This window comes from Vreelandella malpeensis (assembly GCF_020622355.1).
Classification (GTDB): domain Bacteria; phylum Pseudomonadota; class Gammaproteobacteria; order Pseudomonadales; family Halomonadaceae; genus Vreelandella; species Vreelandella malpeensis.
Genome location: NZ_WHVL01000007.1, coordinates 80687 through 102998, shown reverse-complemented (window position 1 = coordinate 102998; position 22312 = coordinate 80687). Strand labels below are relative to the sequence as shown.

The window sequence follows — 22312 nt, the reverse complement described above, 5'->3', positions numbered from 1 at the left end:
TTGCCTGGCGCTCAGACGCTCAGCACCTCGATCAGCCGCTGACGCAGCTCCTGCTGGCGCGCCGGATCGGTGAGCGGCTCGCCGGCCTTGGTGGTGATGAAGAAGACGTCCTCGACCCGCTCGCCGAGGGTAGCGATCTTGGCCGCCGAGAGCGCGATGTCCTGCTCCATGAAGATGCGCCCGACCCGGGCCAGAAGCCCCGGGCGGTCGGGGGCGGTGAGCTCCAGGAGGGTGCGCTCGTTGGCCGGGTCCTGCTCGATCAGCACGTCGGTGGGCACCTTGAAGTGCTTGAGCTGGCGCGGCGTGTGGCGGGTGACGATCTCCGGATAGTCGTCCGGGTCGTCGAGCTCCTCGACCAGGTGCCGGCGCATCTCCTCGATGCGAGCCGGCTCGCGGATCGGCTGGCCGTGGCTGTCGAGCACGATGAACGTGTTGAGCGTCCAGTCGTTGTGGGAGGTGGCGATGCGTGCATCGTGGATCGACAGCCCCAGCTGCTCCATGGCCGCGGCGGTGGCGGCGAACAGGTCATCCACCGAGCGGGTGTGGATGAACACCTTGGTGCCGCCTTCGGCCATGTCCTCGGTAGGCGCGCTGATCAGCACCAGTGGAAGCGTCGAGCCCTCGTGGGCGAGGTTCTGATGAGCAAGAATGCCCTGGGTCTGCCAGACGATTTCGCTCGGCGCGTACTGCAGGAAGTAGTCCTCGCCGAGGGACTTCCACAGCGCATCGATCTGGCGACGATCGACGCCCAGGCTCGAGAGCAGCGAGCGCGCCTCACAGCGGGTCTCGCGCACCCAGTCGTCGCGATCCGGCGGATTCTCGAGTCCGCGGCGCAGCGCCCGCTTGGTCTCGGCGTGGAGCTGGCGCAGAAGCGACGCCCGCCAGCCGTTCCACAGCGTCGGGTTGGTGGCGTTGATGTCCGCCACGGTGAGCACGTAAAGATAATCCAGCCGGGTGTCGTTGCGCACCACGCGGGCGAAGTCGCGAATGACGTCCGGGTCGCTGATGTCGCGCTTCTGCGCGGTCATCGACATCAAGAGATGGTGCTCCACCAGCCACCTCACAAGGTTGGTATCGTGCTGGGAGACGTGATGGCGGCGGCAGAACTGCTCGACGTCGAGCGCGCCGATCTCCGAGTGATCGCCGCCGCGCCCCTTGCCGATATCGTGGAAGAGACCGGCGATCCACAAAAGGTCGAGCCGGGGCAGCTGGTGGATCAACGTGGCCGCGACCGGGAAGTCCGCCCGCGCCTCGGGCTTTCTGAACCCGTGCAGGAACTTGAGCAGGCGCAAGGTGTGGGCATCGACGGTGTAGATATGGAACAGGTCGTGCTGCATCAGCCCCACCGCGCGGCCGAACTCCGGCAGATACTTGCCGAGGATGCCGTAGCGATTCATGCGTCTGAGCTGGCGCGGCACGTTGCCCGGCGCGCGCAGGATCGCCATGAACAGGCGCTGATGGCGCGGGTCCTCCCGGTAGTGGTCGTCGATCTGGTGGCGATGATCGCGAATCAGGCGGATGGTATCGGCGCGCACGCCCTCGATCTCGGGGTGCCGGGCCATCAGCAAAAACAGCTCGAGCATCGCCTCGGGGTGGTCGCGAAAAAGCGTTCGCGAGCGTACCTGGATGTAGCCGCCCTTGGTCTCGAAGCGCTCGTTGAGCGTGACCGTCTCGAGCTTCGCGCGCGCGCGCAGGATCACCTCGTCGAAGTGCTGGAGCAGCATGTCGTTGAGCCCGGCGAGTGCCGTCACGTGGCGGTAGTAGCGCTTCATGAACTGCTCGACGGCGAGTCGCTCCGGCGTGTCCTTGAAGCCGAACATCTCGGCGATGGTGCGCTGATGATCGAACAGCAGGCGATCCTCGGCGCGGTCGGTGAGCATGTGCAGCGCGTAGCGCACCTGCCACAGAAATGCCTGGCCCTGGCTCAGGATTCGAAGCTCGGCGTCGTTCATGAAGCCGCGGGCAACGATGTCGACGTACTGCTCGGTGTCGAAGTGACGCTTGGCCACCCAGCCGATCATCTGGATGTCGCGAAGCCCGCCCGGCGAGCTCTTGAGGTTCGGCTCGAGGTGATACTCGGAGTTGTTGTAGCGGTAGTGGCGGCTGATCTGCTCTTGCCACTTGGCCTCGAAGAAGCGATCCGCTGGCCAGATGTGCTCCGGCGAGAGCCTTTCGCGCATGGCGTTTCGCAGCCGCTCGGGCCCGCTGATGAGGCGCGATTCGAGCAGGTTGGTGATCACCGTGACGTCGGCGTTCGCCTCGCGCTCACAGTCATTCAGCGAGCGCACGCTGTGGCCGATCTCGAGGCCGATGTCCCACAGGAAGGTGACGAAGGCGGTGAGCGGCTCGCGGTAGGCGCTGTCGTCGTCCTGCTCCAGCAGCAGCAAAAGATCGACATCGGAGTGCGGGTGCAGCTCACCGCGCCCGTATCCGCCGACGGCGATCAAGGCGATCCCGTCGTCCGGCCAGGCGTGGCGCTCCCAGGCGATCGCCAGAAGCTGGTCGAGATACCAGGCGCGCCCGCGCACCAGGTCGCGAATGTCACTGCCGGCGCGAAAGCGCTCGTCGAGCCGCGCCTGGATCTCCCTGAGCGCAGCCTTGAACGGCGCGATGGGGGAGCGGGAGCCGGCGAGTTCCGCGCGAAACGCCGCGAGGTCGAAAAGCGTGGTGTCCGGCTCGAACCGGTGGTGGTGGAGAAGCATCAGTTCAAGAAGCTGAAGTCTTCGTCGCTGCGCGCGGTCAGCACCTCGACGCCGGTCTCGGTGACCAGCAGCGTGTGCTCCCACTGGGCAGAGAGGCTCTTGTCCTTGGTCACGGCGGTCCAGCCATCGCGCAGCACCTTGGTCTTGTAGCCACCCACATTGATCATCGGCTCGATGGTGAAGCACATGCCGGGCTCTAACGCGATGTCGGCGGAGGGGGCGTAGCCGTCGTAGTGCAGAAACTGCGGGTCCTCGTGGAAGTCCGCGCCGATGCCGTGGCCGCAGAAGTCGCGCACCACCGAGTAGCCGTGGCCTTCGGCATGCTTCTGGATCACCCTGGCAAGCTGCGAGAGGCGAACGCCGGGCTTGACCTCGGCAATGCTCTTGTAGAGACACTCTTGGGTCACGCGGCAGAGCCGCTCGCCCTGGATGGTCTCGCCGATGACGAACATCATGCTCGAGTCGCCGTGGTAGCCGTCCGGCGTCTTCACGGTGATGTCCAGATTCATGATATCGCCGTTCTTCAGGGCCTTATCGAAGTCCGGGAAACCGTGGCACACCACGTGGTTGATCGAGGTGCAGGAGGAGTGGGTGTAGCCGTGGTAGCCGAGCGTGGCGGGCACCGAGCCGAGCTCGTTGACGATGAAGTCGTGACAGCGCTTGTCGATCTCGCCGGTGCTGACGCCGGCGGTCACGAAGGGGGTGATCATCTCGAAAACCGCCGCCGCCTGGCGACCGGCTTCGCGCATTTTCTCGATTTCTTCCGCTGTCTTGATGGGAACGTTCATGAAGTCTCGATATGGCGTGTTGAATCGGCGAGAAGCCGCAAAGTGGCCCGAATTCGGCGGGTGCGGCTTCATCTTGGCAATGATCTATGGTATAAAGCCGCGCGCTTTACTGCAATCTTCGATCCCGTCCCGGCGGAATAAAGACGGCGGTCAGGCTCATTTGAGGGCGTCGCCAGAAGCGGCGCCGAACAGCAAGCCTTGAAAACACACATGCACCGGCACATGGTCCCGGGTGCCGCTGGCCTCGCAAGGTGCTTTGATGGCGCTGAGTCCACCGGTCGGATCCATGGGGTGCGTGGAGGCCTAACCCGAGTTTCAGGAGTTTTACCATGGCACAACACGTCAATATGCGTGACCTGCTCAAAGCGGGCGCCCACTTCGGTCACCAGACCAAGTACTGGAACCCGAAGATGAGCAAGTTCATCTTCGGCGCGCGCAACAAGATCCACATCATCAACCTCGAGCACACCCTGCCGGCGCTGAACGAAGCGATCGACGTGGTCGAGAAGATGGCGTCGTCCAACAACAAGATTCTGTTCGTTGGTACCAAGCGCAGCGCCAGCAAGATCATCAAAGAAGAAGCCAATCGCGTCAACCAGCCGTTCGTCAACCATCGCTGGCTGGGCGGCATGCTGACCAACTTCAAGACCATTCGCCAGTCCATCAAGCGTCTGCGCGAGCTTGAAGCCATGCGCGAAGACGGTACGTTCGAGAAGCTGACCAAGAAAGAAGTACTGATGGCCACGCGCGAGCAGGAGAAGCTCGAGCGCTCCATCGGCGGTATCAAGAACATGGGCGGCCTGCCGGACGCGCTGTTCGTGATCGACGTCGACCACGAGCGTATCGCGATCAACGAAGCCAACAAGCTGGGCATCCCGGTCATCGGCGTGGTCGACACCAACTCCAACCCCGATGGCGTGGACTACGTCATTCCGGGTAACGACGACTCCATCCGCGCGATCCAGATCTACGTGAAGGCGATCGCCGATGCGTGTGGTCGTGCCAAGGAAGGTCGTCCGGACGAGTTCGTCGAAGTGACCGACGAGCAGGCTTCCGCCGAAGCCGCCGCCGAGTAAGGCGTCGACGGATGCGGCGGCAGTCGCGTCGCATTGCGTCAAGGGGGCCCCGGCCCCCTTTTTCCCGCTTGGCGGGCAGATTCACGCCGGGCTTGAAGCCGGCGCCGCGCTCCCGTGAAAGGGTCACGAAGCCCTGTTAGCGTGTAGCGTGTTTAACTCTCAAGCATCTTTTCAGAGGTGAATTCTCATGGCAGCTATCAGCGCCTCGCAGGTTAAAGAACTGCGCGAACGTACTGGCCTTGGCATGATGGAGTGCAAGAAGGCACTGACCGAAGCCGATGGTGACATCGATGTCGCGATCGAGAACCTGCGCAAGAGCTCGGGTCTCAAGGCGGCCAAGAAAGCCGGTCGTACCGCCGCCGAAGGCACCGTGGTCACTCGCGTGGCCGAGGACGGCAGCTACGGTGTGATGGTCGAGATCAACTCCGAGACCGACTTCGTTGCCCGTGACGACAACTTCATCAACTTCGCCAGCAAGGTGGTGGACGCCTTTTACGCGGCGAAGAGCGATGACGTGGCCGCCGTGACCGCCGGTGAAATCGAGACCGCGCGCGAGCAGCTGGTCCAGAAGATCGGCGAGAACATCGGCGTGCGTCGTGCCGTCGTCGTCAATGCCGTCGAAGGTGGCCTGGTCGGCGAGTACGTTCACGGCGGCCGTATCGGCGTTCTGACCGTGCTCAAGGGTGGCAACACTGACGTCGCGAAAGACGTGGCGATGCACGTGGCGGCGATCAACCCTGCTGTGGCACATCCGGGTGACATGCCCCAGGAACAGCTCGATCAGGAAAAGGCCATCATCCTGGCCCAGCCGGATATGGCCGGCAAGCCCGAGCAGATCGCCGAGAAGATGGTTCAAGGCCGCCTCAAGAAGTACCTGGCCGAGAACAGCCTGACCGAGCAGCCCTTCGTCAAGGACCCCAACCAGTCCGTCGCCGAGTTCGTCAAGGCGGCCGGTGGTGAAGTGGTCAGCTTCACGCGCTTTGAAGTAGGCGAAGGCATCGAGAAGGAAGAAGTCGACTTCGCCAAGGAAGTCATGGAACAGGCTGGCCGTCGCTAAGGTCATAGGTTCCAGTTCGAAAACGGGCGTGCGCGCAAGCGCACGCCTTCGCGTATCCGGCTCCTGCAAATGGGTCCGCTGCGCATTCCTGCCTTGCTATGTGGAGAGATGCCATGTCACGTGAAGTTCCAGAAGCCAACGCCCTCGCCGGCAAGATGGACAAGTCGAAGTCCAAGTACAAGCGCATTCTGCTCAAGCTCTCGGGCGAGGCGCTGATGGGCGAGCACGATTTCGGCATCGACCCGGCGGTGCTCGACCGCATGGCGCTCGAGATCGGCCAGCTGGTCGGCATCGGCGTGCAGGTCGGGCTTGTGATCGGCGGCGGCAACCTGTTTCGCGGTGCGGCACTCAACGAGGCGGGCATGGACCGGGTGACCGGCGATCACATGGGAATGCTGGCAACGGTGATGAACGCGCTCGCCATGCGCGATGCACTGGAGCGTTCCAACATCCGCTCGCGGGTGATGTCGGCGATTCCCATGAGCGGCGTGGTGGAGCACTACGACCGCCGCACGGCCATTCGCTACCTGACTTCCGGCGACGTCGTGCTGTTCTCCGCCGGCACCGGCAACCCGTTCTTCACCACCGACTCCGCGGCGTGTCTGCGCGGCATCGAGGTGGACGTGGACGTGGTGATTAAAGCCACCAAGGTGGACGGCGTGTACAATAAGGATCCGGTCAAGTACCCGGATGCGGTCAAGTACGACCAGCTCTCCTACGACGATGCCCTCGAGCAGAAGCTCGGCGTGATGGATTTGACCGCCATCTGTCTGGTGCGTGACCATGACATGCCGGTACGGGTATTCGACATGAACAAGCCTGGTGCCTTGCTCAACCTCGTCGTCGGGGGCAAGGAAGGCACGCTGATAGACAGAGGATGAACACGTGATTAACGACATCAAGAAAGATGCCGAAACGCGCATGAAGAAAAGCGTCGACGCGGTGCACACCAACTTCAACAAGATCCGTACCGGACGGGCGCACCCGAGCATCCTGGACGCGGTGACCGTGGAGTACTACGGCGGCCAGGTGCCGTTGAACCAGGTGGCTTCGGTCACCGTGGAAGACGCGCGTACCCTTACCGTCTCGCCCTGGGAGCAGCCCATGGTGCCGAAGATCGAAAAGGCGATCATGACCTCGGATCTGGGCCTCAACCCGTCGAGTGCCGGCAACGTGATCCGCGTACCGATGCCGATGCTCACCGAAGAGACCCGCAAGACCTACATCAAGCAAGCCCGCGCTGAAGCCGAGAGCGCCCGTGTGGCGATCCGCAACGTGCGCCGCGACGCCAACGGCGACTTCAAGTCCCTGCTCAAGGACAAGGAGATCACCGAGGACGACCAGCGCCAGGGCGAGGACGAGATCCAGAAGCTCACCGACAAGTACATCGCCGAGATCGACAAGGCGCTGGCGGCCAAAGAGCAGGACCTGATGCAGGTCTGATCGTCTTCTTCACCCAGCCCGGGAAGATTCGTCTACCCGGGCGACTGCATGGCCTATTTATGACTGAACGTTGGTGCGAGAACCCATGACGTCGCCGCAGTTTCCCGCCAGTACGCCAAGCGACGCGCGCGCTTCTCTCGCCGGGGAGCCAAGCCCCCTGCACGTCGCCATCATCATGGACGGCAACAACCGCTGGGCGCGCGCGCGCGGGCTCTCCGGTGTGCGTGGCCATCGGGCCGGCGTCGAGGCGGTGCGCGCGGTCATCCAGCGCGCCGCCGAACGCGGCGTGAAGACGTTGAGCCTGTTCGCCTTCTCCAGCGAGAACTGGAAGCGTCCGGCCGCCGAGGTCAACGCGCTGATGGAGCTCTTCTTGATGGCGCTCAAGCGCGAGGTCAAGAAACTCAACGAGCGCAACATTCGCCTTTCGATCATCGGTGAGCAGCAGGGCTTCTCCCACGCCATCCAGAAGCATATTCAGCGCGCCGAGGCGCTGACCGCCGACAACACCGGCATGCATCTGGTAATCGCCGCCAACTACGGCGGCCAGTGGGACATCGCTCGCGCCAGCCGTCAGCTTGCCGAGGAGGTGGCGGCGGGCACGCTCGACCCGGTTGAGATCGACGAGGCGTGCCTGGATCGCGCCATGAACGTGAGTGACGTGCCGCCGGTGGATCTGTGCATCCGCACCAGCGGCGAGCAGCGGCTCTCCAACTTTCTGCTCTGGCAGCTCGCCTACGCCGAACTCTACTTCTCTCCGCTTTACTGGCCGGACTTCGGCGCGGCGGCGTTCGACCACGCTCTGAACGACTTCTGCACGAGGCGCCGACGCTTCGGCATGACCGACGAACAAATAGAGGCGCAAGGTGCTTAGACAGCGGATCATCACAGCAGCCTGGTTGGCTCCCGTCACGCTGATCGGCCTGTTTGGACTACAAGGCGGCGCCTTTGCGCTGTTCACCGCTTGCGTGGTGCTGCTCGGCGCCTGGGAGTGGACCAACCTGGCCGGTGTTCAAGACCGGATGGCGCGGCTCAAGCTCGTCGCCCTGACGGCGCTCTTCATGGCCGCGCTCTGGGCCGGCGGGGCTGCCTTCGCCACCTGGCCCCTGTGGCTCGCCGCATTTGGCTGGGCGGTCAACCTCTACTGGGTGAGCCGCTATCCGGACAAACGTGAGCAGTGGCAGGGCCAGGCGATGCGTCTGGCCATGGGGCTTTGGGTGCTTCTGCCCTGCTGGGTGGGCTTCAACGTGCTGCGCGAAAGCGGCGCGGTGTGGCTTCTGTTCGTGCTGCTGCTGGTGTGGTGCGCCGATATCGGCGCCTACTTCGCCGGGCGGCGCTTCGGGCGGCGCAAGCTCGCCCCGCGCGTGAGCCCGGGCAAGAGCTGGGAGGGTGTGTACGGGGCGCTCACGGCCACCTTCGTGCTGGCGGTGGGCTTTGCCCTCTGGCAGCCGATGGGGGCGAGCGGCGGGGTGATCCTCGTGCTGATGACGGCGCTGGTCACCTTCGTCTCGGTGCTCGGTGATCTTTTCGAGAGCATGCTCAAGCGCTTTCGCGACATCAAGGACTCGAGCAACCTGCTGCCCGGCCACGGCGGCGTGCTCGATCGCATCGACAGCCTGACCGCCGCCATCCCGCTCTTCGCGCTGTTGTTCATCGAGGTGCTCAGCGCCCGGGTGGCGGCGCTATGACATCCTCGACCCGTCAGCGGATCACCGTACTTGGCGCCACCGGCTCTATCGGCAAAAGCACGCTCGACGTGATTGAGCGCCACCCCGAGCGCTACCGGGTGCATGCGCTGACCGCCCACACCTCGAAGGAGACGCTGCTCGAGCAGTGTCTGACGCACCGGCCGGACGTGGCGGTGCTCGACGCCGCCGCGGATGCCGCCTGGCTCGAGGCCGAACTCGCCCGCGCGGGCCTCGCCACCACCGTGACCTACGGGGTCGAGGCGCTGTGCGCCGTGGCTCGCGACGCGCGGGTCGATACCGTGATGGCGGCGATCGTCGGCGCGGCGGGGCTTCTGCCGGCGCTTGCCGCTGCCGAGGCGGGCAAGCGGATTTTGCTTGCCAACAAGGAGGCGCTGGTGATGAGCGGGGCGCTGTTCATGGAAGCGGTCGAGCGCTCCGGCGCCACGCTTCTGCCGATCGACTCCGAGCACAATGCCATCTACCAGTGTCTGCCGCCTCGCCACCGCGGCGGGCTCGACCGTCACGGCGTTCGCAAGCTGCTGCTCACCGCCTCCGGGGGTCCGTTTCGCCAGTGGGACGCGCAAGAGATCGCCGTGGCTACCCCGGAGCAGGCCTGCGCGCATCCCAACTGGTCGATGGGGCGCAAGATCTCCGTGGATAGCGCCACGCTGATGAACAAGGGCCTCGAGCTGATCGAGGCGTGCTGGCTGTTCGACGCCGCTCCCGAGCAGATCCAGGTGGTGGTGCATCCGCAGAGCGTGATCCACTCGATGGCTGCCTACAGCGACGGCTCGGTAATCGCCCAACTCGGCAATCCCGACATGCGCACGCCGATCGCCTATGGGCTGGCCTGGCCCGAGCGGATCGACTCGGGCGTCGAGACGCTGGATCTCTTCCAGATCGCACGGCTCGACTTCGAGGCGCCGGACGAAGCGCGCTTTCCCTGCCTGCGTCTGGCGCGGGAGGCGATGCAGCGCGGCGGCAGCGCGCCGGCGGTGCTGAACGCGGCCAACGAGGTCGCGGTGGAGGCCTTCCTGTCCGGCGAGCTCGCCTTCGGCGCCATCGCCCAGGTGGTGGCAGACGTGATGGCACTGCCCTGCGAGCACCGCGCGGACACTATCGAAGAGATTCTGGCCGCCGATCGCTGGGCGCGGGAGCAGGCGCAGAGCCTGCTCGAGAGCGAACATGCAGCGGACGTCACGTCGGCAAAGGAGTAGCCTGTGGGACTTTTGCAGAACATCCTGGCAGTGCTCGTCGTACTGGGGCTGCTGGTCACCTTTCACGAGTTCGGTCACTTCTGGGTGGCGCGGCGCTGCGGCGTCAAGGTACTGCGCTTCTCGGTGGGGTTCGGCAAGCCGTTCTGGTCGACGACCGATCGCCACGGCACCGAGTTCGCCGTGGCCGCGATACCGCTGGGCGGCTACGTCAAGATGCTCGACGAGCGCGAGGCGCCGGTGCCGGAGGACCAGCTCGACCAGGCCTTCAACCGCAAGAGCGTCTGGGCGCGCATCGCCATCGTCGCCGCCGGGCCGCTCGCCAATTTCCTGCTGGCGCTGGTGGCCTACTGGGCGCTGTTCGTGGCGGGTACCACCACTGTCGCGCCGATCGTCGGCGATATCACCCCGGACTCCCCCGCCTACGAGGCAGGCCTTCCCGAAGGCGCGGAGATCACCGCGATCCAGAGCGATCCCGTGCGCTCCTGGGAAGAGGTCAACCTCAAGCTCATCTCGCTGATCGGCTACAGCGGCGAGCTTGCCGTCGAGGCGCGCCCGGAAGGGGCGAGCCAGGCGCGCGACTATGCCTTGCCGGTGCAGAGCTATCTTGCCCGTCAGGACCCGCCCCAGCCGCTCGAGAGCCTGGGGTTCATGCCCTGGCGGCCGAGCGTGCCGGCGGTGATCGGCCAGGTGGTCGACGGCGACGCCGCCGCCGAGGCGGGGCTCGAACCCGGCGATCGTATCGTCTCCATCGACGGCGCGCCGGTGACGGACTGGGCGGCGTTCGTCTCGATCATTCGCGAAAGCGGCGGTCGCACGCTGGAACTTGGCGTCGAGCGCGACGACGCGTCGATGGCGCTGTCGCTGGTGCCGCAACGCAAACCACTGGAGAACGGCGCCGAGGTTGGGTACATTGGCGCAGGAGTGACGCCGGTCGACTGGCCCGAGGCGCTCTTGCGCGAGGTTCGCTACGGCCCGCTCGAAGCCGTAGGGCAGGCGTTCTCTCGCACCGGCGAGATGATCGTGCTCACCGTGGATGCGATACGCAAGATGCTGGTCGGGTTGATCTCGCCCTCGAATCTCTCCGGGCCGATCACCATCGCGCAGATTTCCGGTGACTCCGCCCGCGCGGGAATGGAAGCGTTCGTCGGCTTTCTGGCCTACCTTTCGATCAGCCTGGGTGTATTGAACCTGCTGCCGATTCCCGTGCTCGACGGTGGCCACTTGCTTTACTATTTCATCGAGGTCGTACGTGGGCGTCCAGTGTCGGAGCGAGCTCAGGCAATGGGACTGCGTATCGGGCTCGCCATGATAGGGACGCTCATGGTGATGGCTCTCTACTTCGATCTGATGCGCCTCTGGTAATGACGCGTGTAGCGCGTGGGATGCCTTGTCATCCGCCTGCACAAATGTATATGGTGCCTGTTTGGAAAAACCGGCAGACCAACGCGAGCGAACTGACTGCATGAAAATCAAGACCCTTGGAATGGCGGCACTGCTGCTGGCAGGTGCAAGTAGCGCCCAGGCACAATCCTTTGACGTTTCGGACATTCGTGTGGAAGGGCTTCAGCGGGTATCTGCCGCCTCGGTCTTCAATGCCTTCCCCGTCAGCACCAACGACCGCGTCAGCGAGCAGCAACTGGCAGAGGCGGCGCGCAGCCTGTTCGCCACGGGCCTTTTCGAGGACGTCTCGCTCGCCCGTGAAGGCGGTGTACTGGTCATTCAGGTCGTCGAGCGCCCGACCATCGCGCGACTCAACATCGCCGGCAACGACCAGATCTCCACCGAGGATCTACGTCGTGGTCTGCGCGAGTCCGGCCTGTCTGAAGGACAGGTACTGCAGCTTTCCACTCTCGAGGAGATTCAGCGCGAGCTCGAAGGGGTCTATCAAGCCCAGGGGCGCTACAGCGCGCGGATCCGCACCGAGGTCGAGGAGATCGACGAAGGTCGCGTGCAGGTCAACATCAACATCAACGAAGGCGAAGTGGCGACCATCCGCCAGATCAATATCGTCGGCAACGAGGCCTTCGACGAAGAGACCCTGCGCAACGTGTTCGAGCTCGAGGATCGTCCGGGACGCTTCTTCGGCTGGTTCTCCAACGACGAGTACTCCCGCGAGGCGCTGTCCGGTGACATCGAGCGCCTGCGCTCGTTCTATCTCGACCGCGGCTACATCAACTTCGACGTCGTCTCTACCCAGGTCTCCATCGGCCCGGAGCAGTCGGACATCTACATTACCCTCAACATCGACGAGGGCGAACAGTACCGAGTGGGTGACATTCGCTTCGCCGGCGATCTTCAGATCGGCGAAAGCGAAGCGCGCAACCTGTTGGAAGTGCAGAGCGGCGACGTCTTCTCGCGTGCCCAGGTCAATGCCTCCACCGAGGCACTACGCAGTCGCCTGGGCGCCGAGGGCTTCGCCTTCGCCGAGGTGCGAGGCGTGCCCGAGCCGACCGGCAGCGGCGACGCGGTGGATCTGGTGATCGCCGTCGAGCCGGGCCAGCGCGCTTACGTGCGCCGCATCGAGTTCTACGGCAACACCACCACGCAAGACGAGGTGCTGCGTCGCGAGATGACCCAGATGGAAGGCGCGCCTGCCTCTACCGAGTCGATCACCCAGTCGCGCCAGCGCCTCGAGCGCCTGGGCTTCTTCAGCCAGGTGGAGGTGGACACCCAGCCGGTGCCCGGCCAGCCGGATCTGCTCGACGTTACCTACAACGTTGAGGAGCAGCCCTCGGGCTCGGTCTCGGCGAGCGTGGGCTTCTCTCAGAGTGCCGGCGTGATCTACGGCGTGGGGCTTGCCCAGAACAACTTCCTGGGTACCGGTAACCGCGTCAATATCGGCGCCCAGCGAAGCGACACTTTCACCAGCGTCAACTTCGCCTTCACCGACCCCTACTGGACGCTGGACGGCATCTCGCGCGGCTATAACGTCTTCTACCGCGAGACCGACTACGCCGACTCGGACATCTCGACGTTCTCGACCGACGCCTACGGCGCCGGCATCAACTTCGGCTACCCGGTCAGCGAGCTCTCCCGGCTCAACTTCGGTGCCAGTATCGAAGATCTGACCGTCAAGACCTACTTTGACACCGCCTCGGAAATCCGTCGCTACGTCGAGGAGCAGGGTGAGGACGCCCAGAGCCTGAAGCTCACCGCCAGCTGGACGCGCAATAACCTGAACCGCGGCATCATGCCCACTGCCGGCAGCTACCAGCGCCTGTCGCTCGAGACCGGCGTGCCGGGCAGCGACGCTGAGTACTACAAGGTGCGCGCTCGCGCCCAGCAGCTCTTCCCGATCAACGAAGAGCAGACCTGGGCGCTGAAGTTCTCGGGTAATCTTGGCTATGCCGATACGCTCGGCACCAACGACCCGTTCCCGTTCTACGAGAACTTCTATGCCGGTGGCCTCGGCTCGGTGCGTGGCTTTACCTCCAATACCCTGGGTCAGCGCACCACGCCGGCCCGCGAGGGCGGTCGCGACCGTACGCTCGGCGGTAACGTGCTGGTCGAGGGTAGCGCCGAGGTGCTCTTCCCGCTGCCCTTCATCGAGGACCAGCGCTCGATCCAGACGTCGTTGTTCGTCGATGCGGGTAACACCTTCCTGAGCTCTTGCTACGACGTGCTCGACGAGGATGCGGGCCGTCAGCGCTGCAGCTCCGGCGTGGACATGGGCGATCTGCGTTACAGCGCAGGTATCGGCCTCTCCTGGCTGACGCCGGTAGGTCCTTTGACCTTCAGTGTCGCCGAGCCGCTCAACGACGAAAGCGGCGACGACACGCAGTTCTTCCAGTTCTCGCTGGGTCAGACGTTCTAATTCAGACGCTCTAACTCAGACGTTCTAACATGGATGGCGCCGTGCGCCTCTCGCCTTGAAAAGGAGTTAACATGCGTAAATTGACGGCAGCGGTGTGTCTTTTCGGGGCGATGGCGCTGCCTGCCTACGCCGCCGAGGTCGCCGTGCTCGACTGGCGTGCCGCCTTGATGAACACCCAGTCGGCACAGAGTTCGCTGAGCCAGCTCGAAAGCCAGATCGGTAGCCAGCAGCGCGAGGCCCAGGGCCTGGGCAACGAACTCCAGCAGCTTCAGCAGCGCCTGCAAAACGAAGGCGAGACCATGGGCCAGGCCCAGCGCGACGCCCTGATCGCCGAGCTTCAGCAGAAGGGCAGCCGCTTCGAGCAACTGCGCCGCGAGGTGCTTCAAGCCCAGCAGGCCTCCGAGCAGCAGTTCTTGCAAGGCGCCGAGACCAAGCTCGAGCAGGCCGTCGAACAGGTACTTGCCCGCCATAATCTCGACGTGCTGGTCGAGCCCAACGGCGTGCTGCACTCCTCGACGGATCTGCCGGATGTGACCAACGAGGTCACCCAGATCTTCGACTCGCTCTAAACTCATCGAATGGACGGTGCGGCATGGTCGCACCAACGTTATTGTGGGCTCCCATGACGCACGCTTCTCACCCCATCACGCTGGCTGATATCGCTCGCCACCTGGATATCGCCTTCGACGGCGACGCCAGTCGGCCGATTCGTGGATTGGCGACGCTCAAGGAGGCCGGGCCCGACCAGGTCGCCTTTCTGGCCAACCGTGCCTATCTGAAGGATCTGGCCTCGACCCGGGCGGCCGCGGTGCTGCTGCATCCGGAGCACGGCAAGAACTGCCCGGTACCGCGGCTCGAGACGGAAAACCCCTATCTTGGCTATGCCAGGATCTCCCAGCTCTTCGATCCGCTGCGCGCCCGCGACGTGCCCGGCGTGCACGATACCGCCGTGGTCGCCGAGGACGCGGTGCTGGGCGAGGGCGTGGTGATCCAGGCCAATGCGGTGATCGAATCCGGCGTGACGCTCGGCGCTCACGTGGTGGTCGGCGCCGGCAGCGTGGTGGGAGCGGACAGCTCCATCGGCGACGGCTCGCGCCTTCACGCCAACGTCACCGTCTGCCATGGGGTGGTGATCGGCAAGCGCGTGGTGCTGCAAAGCGGCTGCGTGATCGGTGGCGATGGTTTCGGCTTCGCCCACGATGGCGCCGGCTGGCACAAGATCGCCCAGCTCGGCGGCGTGGTGCTTGGCGACGACGTCGAGGTGGGCAGCTGCTCGAGCATCGACCGAGGGGCGCTCGGCGACACCCTGATTGGCTGCGACGTCAAGATCGACAGCCAAGTCCAGATCGCCCATAACGTCACCATCGGCGATCACAGCGCCCTGGCGGGCTGCGTGGGCATTGCCGGCTCCACCCGGGTGGGCAAGCACTGCATGCTCGGCGGCGGTGTCGGTCTTTCGGGCCACCTGACCATCTGTGACGGGGTTCAGGTCACCGGCATGAGCCTGGTCACCAATTCGATTCTCGAGCCCGGCGTCTACTCCTCGGGCACCGGGGCGATGAACAACACCCAGTGGCGCAAGAACGCCGTGCGTTTCAAACAGCTCGACGACATTGCCAAGCGTTTGAACAAGTTGGAAAAAAATAGCAGAAGCGAATGACCCATCGTTTTAAAAGGGGCCATCGGTGGTTCTGGGCCCGAAGGCGGGGGTATAATTCGCCCACGATACCAGCGGGCGTGCTGGCGTTTGCCCGATCGAGAATCGGGTTTTTTGTCTTTTTTGAGGTCTGACGATGGTTATGGATATCAACGAGATTCGCGAATACTTGCCCCACCGTTATCCGTTCTTGCTGGTGGATCGAGTGACGCAGTTGACTGTGGGCGAAACCATCGTTGCGTTCAAGAACGTCAGCATCAACGAGCCTTTCTTCAACGGCCACTTCCCGCATCACCCGATCATGCCCGGCGTGCTGGTGGTCGAGGCGCTGGCCCAGGCCTGCGGCATCCTCGGCTTCAAGACGGTCAACAAGCTGCCCGCGGATGGCTATGTCTACTATCTCGTCGGCAGCGACAACGTGCGCTTCAAGCGCCCGGTGATGCCCGGCGACCAGCTGCGCCTGGAAGCCAACGTGATCAAGGGCAAGCGCGGTATCTGGAAGTTCGCCTGCAAGGCGACGGTCGATGGCGAGCTTGCCTGCGAGGCGGAAATCATCTGCGCCGAGAGGAAGGTGGCTTGATACATCCTACTGCACTGATCGATAAAGCGGCGCGCCTGGCCGACGATGTCGAGGTTGGCCCGTTCAGCGTCATAGGCCCTGACGTCGAGATTGGCGCGGGCTCCGTCATCGGCCCGCACGTGGTGATCAAGGGGCCGACGGTGCTGGGCGAGCGTAACCGCATCTTCCAGTTCGCCTCCGTCGGCGAGGATTGCCAGGACAAGAAGTACGCTGGCGAACCCACACGCCTGGTGATGGGCGACGACAACGTGGTGCGCGAAGGGGTGACCCTGCATCGCGGTACGGTCCAGGATCGCAGTGAAACCACCATTGGTTCGCGCAACCTTTTCATGGCCTACGTCCACGTCGGCCACGACTGCGTGATCGGCGACGACTGCGTCCTCGCCAATCAGGTAACGCTGGCCGGACACGTCACCGTCGGCAACTTCGCGATCCTCGGCGGTCTTTCGGCGGTACATCAGTTCTGCCACTTCGGCGACTACGCCATGGCCGGCGGCGGCTCGATCATCACCAAGGACACCCCGGCCTACATGATGATCAACGGCAATCCCGCCGAGGCGCGCGGGCTCAACCTGGTCGGGCTCAAGCGCCGCGGCTTCAGCCGCGAGGCGATCAGTGCCCTGACCGTCGCCTACAAGTTGGTCTACCGCCAAGGGCTGACCGTCGAGCAGGCCGTCGAGCAGATGCGCGACCGCTTCGATCTCGACGAGGTCAAGCACTTCGCCGACTCGATCGAACGCGCCACCCGCGGCATTGTCCGCTAGCGGCGTCCGTCGTCGACGTTTGATATTCCCGAGTGGCGCGATGCGCCGCTCGCTCTCGCTTCACGAAACGCCTCTTCAGGACGATCGATCATGGCCTTGACGCGTGTCTTCCTCGTTGCCGGCGAGCTCTCGGGGGATCTTCTGGGCGCCGGCTTGATGCGCGCGCTGCGTGCTCGCCACCCGGACGTCGAGTTTCGCGGCATCGGCGGCCCGCGGATGCAGGCCGAAGGCATGCAGAGCCGTTTTCCGCTCGAGACGCTCTCGGTGATGGGGCTGGTCGAGGTGCTCAAGCATCTGCCGGAGCTGGTCGGCGTGCGCCGCACCCTCTACCGCGAAGCGCTCGCCTGGCAGCCGGACGTGATGATCGGCATCGACGCGCCGGACTTCAACACCGGCCTCGAACTCAAACTACGCCGTGCGGGCATCAAGACCGTGCACTACGTGAGCCCCTCAGTGTGGGCCTGGCGGCAGGGGCGGGTGAAGAAAATCGCCCGCGCCGTCGATGCCATGCTGACGTTTTTGCCCTTCGAGGCGGACTTCTACCAGCGCCACCGGGTACCCGTCACCTTCGTCGGTCATCCGCTGGCCGACGAGATGCCGCTGGCCACCGACCGTGCGACAGCTCGACAGGCGCTCGATCTTGCGCCCGAGGGGCCGCTGCTGGCGGTGCTTCCCGGTTCGCGAGCCAACGAGATCCGCTTCATGGGTGCAACGTTTCTCGATGCCATCGAAACGCTTTGCCGCCGTCATCCGTCGCTTGGGGTGGTGATTCCCGCTGCCACGGCGTCCCGCCAGCGCGAGCTTTCCACGCTGCTCGAGAGCTACCCTGCGCTGAGCGAGCGAGTCACGCTGATCGAGGGGCGTGCCCGCGAGGCGATGGTGGCCAGCGACGCGGTGCTCTTGACCTCCGGCACTGCCGCCCTCGAGGCGATGCTGTGCCACCGGGCGATGCTGGTGGCCTACAAGATGGCGCCGGCCACCCACTGGCTGGCGAAGAGGCTGGTCAAGACGCGCTGGATCTCGCTGCCCAACCTGATCGCCCAGGAAGCCCTCGTCCAGGAACTGATCCAGGAGGAGGCAACGGCGGAAGCCATCGTAGATGCGCTTGACGATCTGCTGGCCGACGAGACCGCCCGTCAGGCCCTCGAGATGCGTTTCGCCCAGATGCACGCCGCGCTGCAGCGTGGCGCGAGCCATCGCGCGGCGCTGGCGGTCGAGGCGGTGGCGGCGGGCCTGGCACTGCCTGGCGAGGGCGATGCCTGATGGCCAGGCGAGCGAAGACGCCCCTCGAGTACCCGCCGCTGGAGATTCCCTACGCCGGCGAACGTCTCGCCGGGGTGGACGAGGTCGGCCGCGGGCCGCTGGTGGGAAGCGTGGTAGCGGCGGCGGTGATCCTCGATCCGGCGCGGCCGATCGAAGGGCTCGGCGACTCAAAGACCTTGAGCGCCAAGCGGCGCGAGGCGCTCGACACGCTGATTCGCGAGCGGGCGCTGGCCTTCTGCGTGGCCGAGGCGAGCCCGGCCGAGGTCGATGCGCTCAACATCTACCACGCCACGCATCTGGCCATGCGCCGGGCGGTTGACGGCCTCGCGCCGCAAGCGGAGTATCTGCTGGTGGACGGCAATCGGCTGCCCAGCCATGCGTTGCCTGGACAGGCGGTGGTGAAGGGCGACGCTCGCCATCCGGCGATCGCGGCGGCGTCGATCCTCGCCAAGGTGGCCCGCGACGCCCAGATGGTGGCGCTCGACGCGCGCCACCCGCACTACGGTTTCGCCCGCCACAAGGGCTACCCGACCCGGGAGCACCTGGCGGCACTCGCGGCCCACGGGGCGCTCGACGAGCATCGCAGAAGCTTCGGGCCGGTCAAGCGGCAGCTGGCGCTTTTCTAGGCACACTCATTTTTACCAGTGGTGAATTTCCCATGACGCCTCCTTTCGTTCATCTGCGCGTGCACAGCGAGTACTCCCTGGTCGATGGCCTGGTGAAGCTGAAATCGCTGGTGAGCACCACCGCCAGCCGCGACATGCCGGCGACTTCGCTGACCGACGAGACCAACCTGTTCGGCCTGGTGAAGTTCTACAAGGCCGCCCAGGGCGCGGGGCTCAAGCCGATCATCGGTTCTGACTTGTGGCTCGCCAACCCCCACGACGAGACGCACCCCTATCGCCTGACGCTTCTGGCGATGAACGACGTCGGCTATCGCAACCTCACCGAGCTGATCTCGAAGGGGTGGAGCGACGGCCAGCGCCAGGGCCGGGCGCTGTTGCAGAAGCAGTGGGTGCTCGAGCAAAGCGAAGGGCTGATCGCGCTCTCCGGTGGGCGCGAAGGGGAGATCGGCCGGCATCTGCTCAGCGACCATACCCGCGAGGCCCGCGCGCTGCTCGACGAGTGGCAGGCCGCCTTTCCCGACCGCTTCTATCTCGAGCTCACCCGCACCGGCCGCCCGCTCGAGGAGGACTGCGTGCATGCAAGCGTGGCGCTGGCGCTCGAGTCCGGCGCGCCGGTGGTGGCGACCAACGACGTGCGCTTTCTCGAGCGCGACGACTTCTGGGCCCACGAGACCCGGGTGGCGATCGGCGAGGGCAAGGCGCTAGACGATCCGCGCCGCGAGCGCCGCTATACCGAGGAGCAGTACCTCAAGAGCCCTGAGGAAATGGCGGAGCTGTTCGCCGATATCCCCGAGGCGCTCGAGAACAGCGTGATGATCGCAAGGCGCTGCAGCGTCGACGTGCGCCTGGGCGAGATTTTCCTGCCGGAGTTCGAGATCCCCGAGGGCATGACCCAGGACGAGTTCTTCAGGAAGGTCTCCCACGATGGCCTCACCGAGCGCCTCGACTTCCTGTTTCCGGTGGACCGCTACCCGCGCGAGGGCAACGAGTACAAGGAGATCGATGCGCGCTACCGCGAGCGGCTGGAGTTCGAACTCAACGTCATCATCCAGATGGGCTTTCCCGGCTATTTCCTGATCGTGATGGACTTCATCCAGTGGGCCAAGGACAACGACGTGCCGGTGGGGCCGGGGCGCGGCTCCGGTGCGGGCTCCTTGGTGGCCTACGCGCAGAAGATCACCGATCTCGATCCGATCGGCTACGACCTGCTGTTCGAGCGCTTTCTGAACCCGGAGCGGGTCTCGATGCCCGACTTCGACGTCGACTTCTGCATGGAGAAGCGCGACCGGGTCATCGAGTACGTGGCGGACCGCTACGGGCGTAACGCCGTGTCCCAGATCGTCACCTTCGGCACCATGGCGGCAAAAGCCGTGGTGCGCGACGTCGCCCGTGCCCAGGGAAGGCCCTATTCTCTCGGTGACAAGCTCTCCAAGCTGATTCCGTTTGAAGTGGGCATGACGCTCGCCAAGGCGATCGAGCAGGAGCCGGCGCTCAAGGAGTTCGTCGAGACCGACGAGGAGGCCGAAGAGATCTGGGAGATGGCGCTCAAGCTCGAGGGCACCACGCGCGGCACCGGCAAGCACGCAGGCGGCGTGGTGATCGCGCCGACCAAGCTCACCGACTTCTCGCCGCTTTTGTGCGACGAGGATGGCGCGGGGCTGGTGGTGCAGTTCGACAAGAACGACATCGAGGACGCCGGGCTTGTGAAGTTCGACTTCCTGGGCCTGCGCACGCTGACCATCATCGACTGGGCGCTGGAGATGGTCGACAAGGTGCGCGATGCGGCGGGCCAAGGGGCGCTTAACATCGACGCCATCCCGCTCGACGATGGCAAGACGTTCGAAATGCTCAAGCGCGCCGAGACCACGGCGGTGTTCCAGCTCGAATCCCGCGGCATGAAGGAGCTGATCAAACGCCTGTTGCCGGATTCCCTCGACGACATGATCGCCCTGGTGGCGTTGTTTCGCCCGGGCCCCCTGCAGTCCGGCATGGTGGACGACTTCATCAACCGCAAGCACGGCCGGGCGGAAGTATCTTATCCACACCCGGATTACCAGCACGAGCTGTTGAAACCTGTGCTCACGCCCACCTACGGCATCATCCTGTACCAGGAGCAGGTGATGCAGATCGCCCAGGTGATGGCCGGCTACAGCCTCGGCCAGGCGGACATGCTGCGCCGAGCGATGGGCAAGAAGAAGCCCGAGGAGATGGCCAAGCAGCGTGCCGGTTTCATGGACGGCTGTGCGGCCAACGGCATCGACAAGGACCTGGCAGGCAACATCTTCGACCTGGTGGAGAAGTTCGCCGGTTACGGCTTCAACAAGTCGCACTCGGCGGCCTACGCGCTGGTCTCCTACCAGACCGCCTGGCTCAAGGCGCACTATCCGGGGCCCTTCATGGCGGCGGTCATGTCCACCGAGATGGACAACCTCGACAAGGTGGTGCCCTTGATCGAGGAGTGTCGCAACCTGAAGCTCACCGTGACGCCACCGGACGTCAACGTCGGGGGCTACAAGTTCACCGTCGATACCGATGCCCGCGTGGTCTACGGGCTCGGCGCGATTCGCGGCGTGGGCGAGGGGCCGATCGGTGCCATCGTCGCCGCGCGCCAGGAGGGCGGGCCGTTCAAGGATCTGTTCGACTTCTGCCGGCGCATCGACCCCAAACGCATGAACAAGCGCACCCTGGAGGCGCTGATTCGCTCCGGCGCCTTGGATAATCTCGGCCCCAACCGGGCGGTACTGTTCGCCGCCATGGAAGATGCCCTCAAGGCGGCAGCGCAGAACCACGCCAACCAGAGCCTGGGCATGCTCGACATGTTCGGCGACGCCTTCGCCGCCGCCGAGGAGGATACGGCGGTGGATGTCTACGCCGAGTATCGCCACGCTCGGGAGTGGTCGGACCGCGAGCGGCTTTCCGGCGAGAAGGATACCCTCGGGCTCTATCTCACCGGTCACCCGATCGACGAGTACGAGCGCGAGCTCAAGCGCTTCGTCTCGACGCGCATCAGCGACCTCAAGCCCTCCCGCGAACCCCAGCGGGTGGCGGGGCTTGTAGTGGCGATGCGCACCATGAAGTCCAAGCGCGGCGATACCATGGCCTTCGTGACCCTGGACGATCGCACAGGGCGCATCGAGGCCTCGGTCTTCGGCGAGCTGTTCGAACAGCTCAGAGGCCAGAATCTCGACGGCCAGGTGCTGATCGTCGAGGGCGATGTGTCGAGCGACGACTTCTCCGGCGGACTCAAGCTTCGCGGCAAGGAGGTCACGCCGATGGTGGCGGCCCGGCTGCGCTACGGTCAGGGGGTGGAGGTCGCCCTCGACGCGGCGCAGATCAACGGCCGGCTGGTGGAGAGCTTGCGCGACTGCCTCGACCCCTACCGCGACCCACAGGGGCTTCCGGTGCACCTGCATTACCGCCATAGCGCGGCGACGGGGTGGCTGGCACTCGACCAGAGCTGGAGCGTGACCCCGAGCGACGACCTGCTGCAGGCGCTGCGCGACGTCGAGGGGCAGGTGGGTATCCAGCTTCGCTACCGGTAGCGTTGGGCTGCGCGCCTTGCGCGCGTAGGCCAAGGTGCGATAATGCACGTTTGACTGACGTCTTCGATCAGGTTTTTTACAGGCAGCTTACAGGCAGA

Annotated in this window: 18 protein-coding genes; 16 read left to right on the top strand and 2 right to left on the bottom strand. The window is 64.8% G+C overall.

Features of this window, described 5'->3' with window-relative positions; genetic code table 11:
* Window positions 1–11 precede the first annotated feature (11 nt).
* The gene (locus tag GEV37_RS15380; protein ID WP_227391152.1) at window positions 12–2702 is read right to left on the bottom strand and encodes a [protein-PII] uridylyltransferase; all 2691 of its coding nucleotides are present in this window, start codon (window positions 2700–2702) and stop codon (window positions 12–14) included.
* Window positions 2702–3490 carry a type I methionyl aminopeptidase gene (gene map / locus GEV37_RS15375; protein ID WP_227391151.1) on the bottom strand — a complete coding sequence of 263 codons (789 nt, stop codon included), beginning with the start codon at window positions 3488–3490 and terminating at the stop codon, window positions 2702–2704. Before map ends, GEV37_RS15380 begins: the two co-directional genes overlap by 1 nt.
* A gap of 329 nt (window positions 3491–3819) precedes the next feature.
* Here map and rpsB point away from each other — a divergent pair, with 329 nt between their 5' ends.
* The 16 genes from rpsB to dnaE all read left to right on the top strand — a co-directional run bounded on the left by rpsB (window position 3820) and on the right by dnaE (window position 22214).
* On the top strand, window positions 3820–4566 hold the full coding sequence (gene rpsB, locus GEV37_RS15370) for a 30S ribosomal protein S2 (protein WP_227391150.1): 747 nt from the start codon (window positions 3820–3822) through the stop codon (window positions 4564–4566).
* A 187-nt stretch (window positions 4567–4753) separates the two neighbouring features.
* Window positions 4754–5623: a translation elongation factor Ts gene (tsf, locus tag GEV37_RS15365; RefSeq protein ID WP_227391149.1), complete on the top strand. Its 870-nt coding sequence runs from the start codon at window positions 4754–4756 to the stop codon at window positions 5621–5623.
* A gap of 113 nt (window positions 5624–5736) precedes the next feature.
* A complete protein-coding gene (pyrH, locus tag GEV37_RS15360; RefSeq protein ID WP_227391148.1) occupies window positions 5737–6504 on the top strand; it encodes a UMP kinase in 768 nt (255 codons plus the stop codon).
* A gap of 4 nt (window positions 6505–6508) precedes the next feature.
* On the top strand, window positions 6509–7066 hold the full coding sequence (gene frr / locus GEV37_RS15355; RefSeq protein ID WP_227391147.1) for a ribosome recycling factor: 558 nt from the start codon (window positions 6509–6511) through the stop codon (window positions 7064–7066).
* An 85-nt stretch (window positions 7067–7151) separates the two neighbouring features.
* Entirely contained in the window at window positions 7152–7937 is a 786-nt protein-coding gene (uppS, locus tag GEV37_RS15350; RefSeq protein ID WP_227391146.1) for a polyprenyl diphosphate synthase, read from the top strand.
* The gene (locus GEV37_RS15345) at window positions 7930–8751 is read left to right on the top strand and encodes a phosphatidate cytidylyltransferase (RefSeq protein WP_227391145.1); all 822 of its coding nucleotides are present in this window, start codon (window positions 7930–7932) and stop codon (window positions 8749–8751) included. Before uppS ends, GEV37_RS15345 begins: the two co-directional genes overlap by 8 nt.
* Window positions 8748–9968: a 1-deoxy-D-xylulose-5-phosphate reductoisomerase gene (ispC, locus tag GEV37_RS15340; protein ID WP_227391144.1), complete on the top strand. Its 1221-nt coding sequence runs from the start codon at window positions 8748–8750 to the stop codon at window positions 9966–9968. The genes GEV37_RS15345 and ispC overlap by 4 nt, the downstream gene beginning before the upstream one ends.
* 3 nt (window positions 9969–9971) lie before the next feature.
* Window positions 9972–11330, top strand: a complete 1359-nt coding sequence (gene rseP / locus GEV37_RS15335) for an RIP metalloprotease RseP (protein ID WP_227391143.1) — start codon at window positions 9972–9974, stop codon at window positions 11328–11330.
* 100 nt (window positions 11331–11430) lie between these two features.
* Window positions 11431–13782, top strand: coding sequence for an outer membrane protein assembly factor BamA (bamA, locus tag GEV37_RS15330; RefSeq protein WP_386111687.1), 2352 nt, complete (start codon window positions 11431–11433; stop codon window positions 13780–13782).
* 71 nt (window positions 13783–13853) lie between these two features.
* Entirely contained in the window at window positions 13854–14351 is a 498-nt protein-coding gene (locus GEV37_RS15325; protein WP_227391142.1) for an OmpH/Skp family outer membrane protein, read from the top strand.
* A gap of 53 nt (window positions 14352–14404) precedes the next feature.
* The gene (gene lpxD / locus GEV37_RS15320) at window positions 14405–15442 is read left to right on the top strand and encodes a UDP-3-O-(3-hydroxymyristoyl)glucosamine N-acyltransferase (protein WP_227391141.1); all 1038 of its coding nucleotides are present in this window, start codon (window positions 14405–14407) and stop codon (window positions 15440–15442) included.
* A gap of 133 nt (window positions 15443–15575) precedes the next feature.
* Complete coding sequence (gene fabZ, locus GEV37_RS15315; RefSeq protein WP_227391140.1) at window positions 15576–16019, top strand: 3-hydroxyacyl-ACP dehydratase FabZ; 444 nt, start codon at window positions 15576–15578, stop codon at window positions 16017–16019.
* A complete protein-coding gene (lpxA, locus tag GEV37_RS15310) occupies window positions 16016–16783 on the top strand; it encodes an acyl-ACP--UDP-N-acetylglucosamine O-acyltransferase (protein ID WP_227391139.1) in 768 nt (255 codons plus the stop codon). Before fabZ ends, lpxA begins: the two co-directional genes overlap by 4 nt.
* A 90-nt stretch (window positions 16784–16873) precedes the next feature.
* A complete protein-coding gene (gene lpxB / locus GEV37_RS15305; RefSeq protein WP_227391138.1) occupies window positions 16874–18046 on the top strand; it encodes a lipid-A-disaccharide synthase in 1173 nt (390 codons plus the stop codon).
* Window positions 18046–18672, top strand: a complete 627-nt coding sequence (gene rnhB, locus GEV37_RS15300; RefSeq protein WP_227391137.1) for a ribonuclease HII — start codon at window positions 18046–18048, stop codon at window positions 18670–18672. Before lpxB ends, rnhB begins: the two co-directional genes overlap by 1 nt.
* Window positions 18673–18704: 32 nt before the next feature.
* Complete coding sequence (dnaE, locus tag GEV37_RS15295; RefSeq protein ID WP_227391136.1) at window positions 18705–22214, top strand: DNA polymerase III subunit alpha; 3510 nt, start codon at window positions 18705–18707, stop codon at window positions 22212–22214.
* Window positions 22215–22312 lie beyond the last annotated feature (98 nt).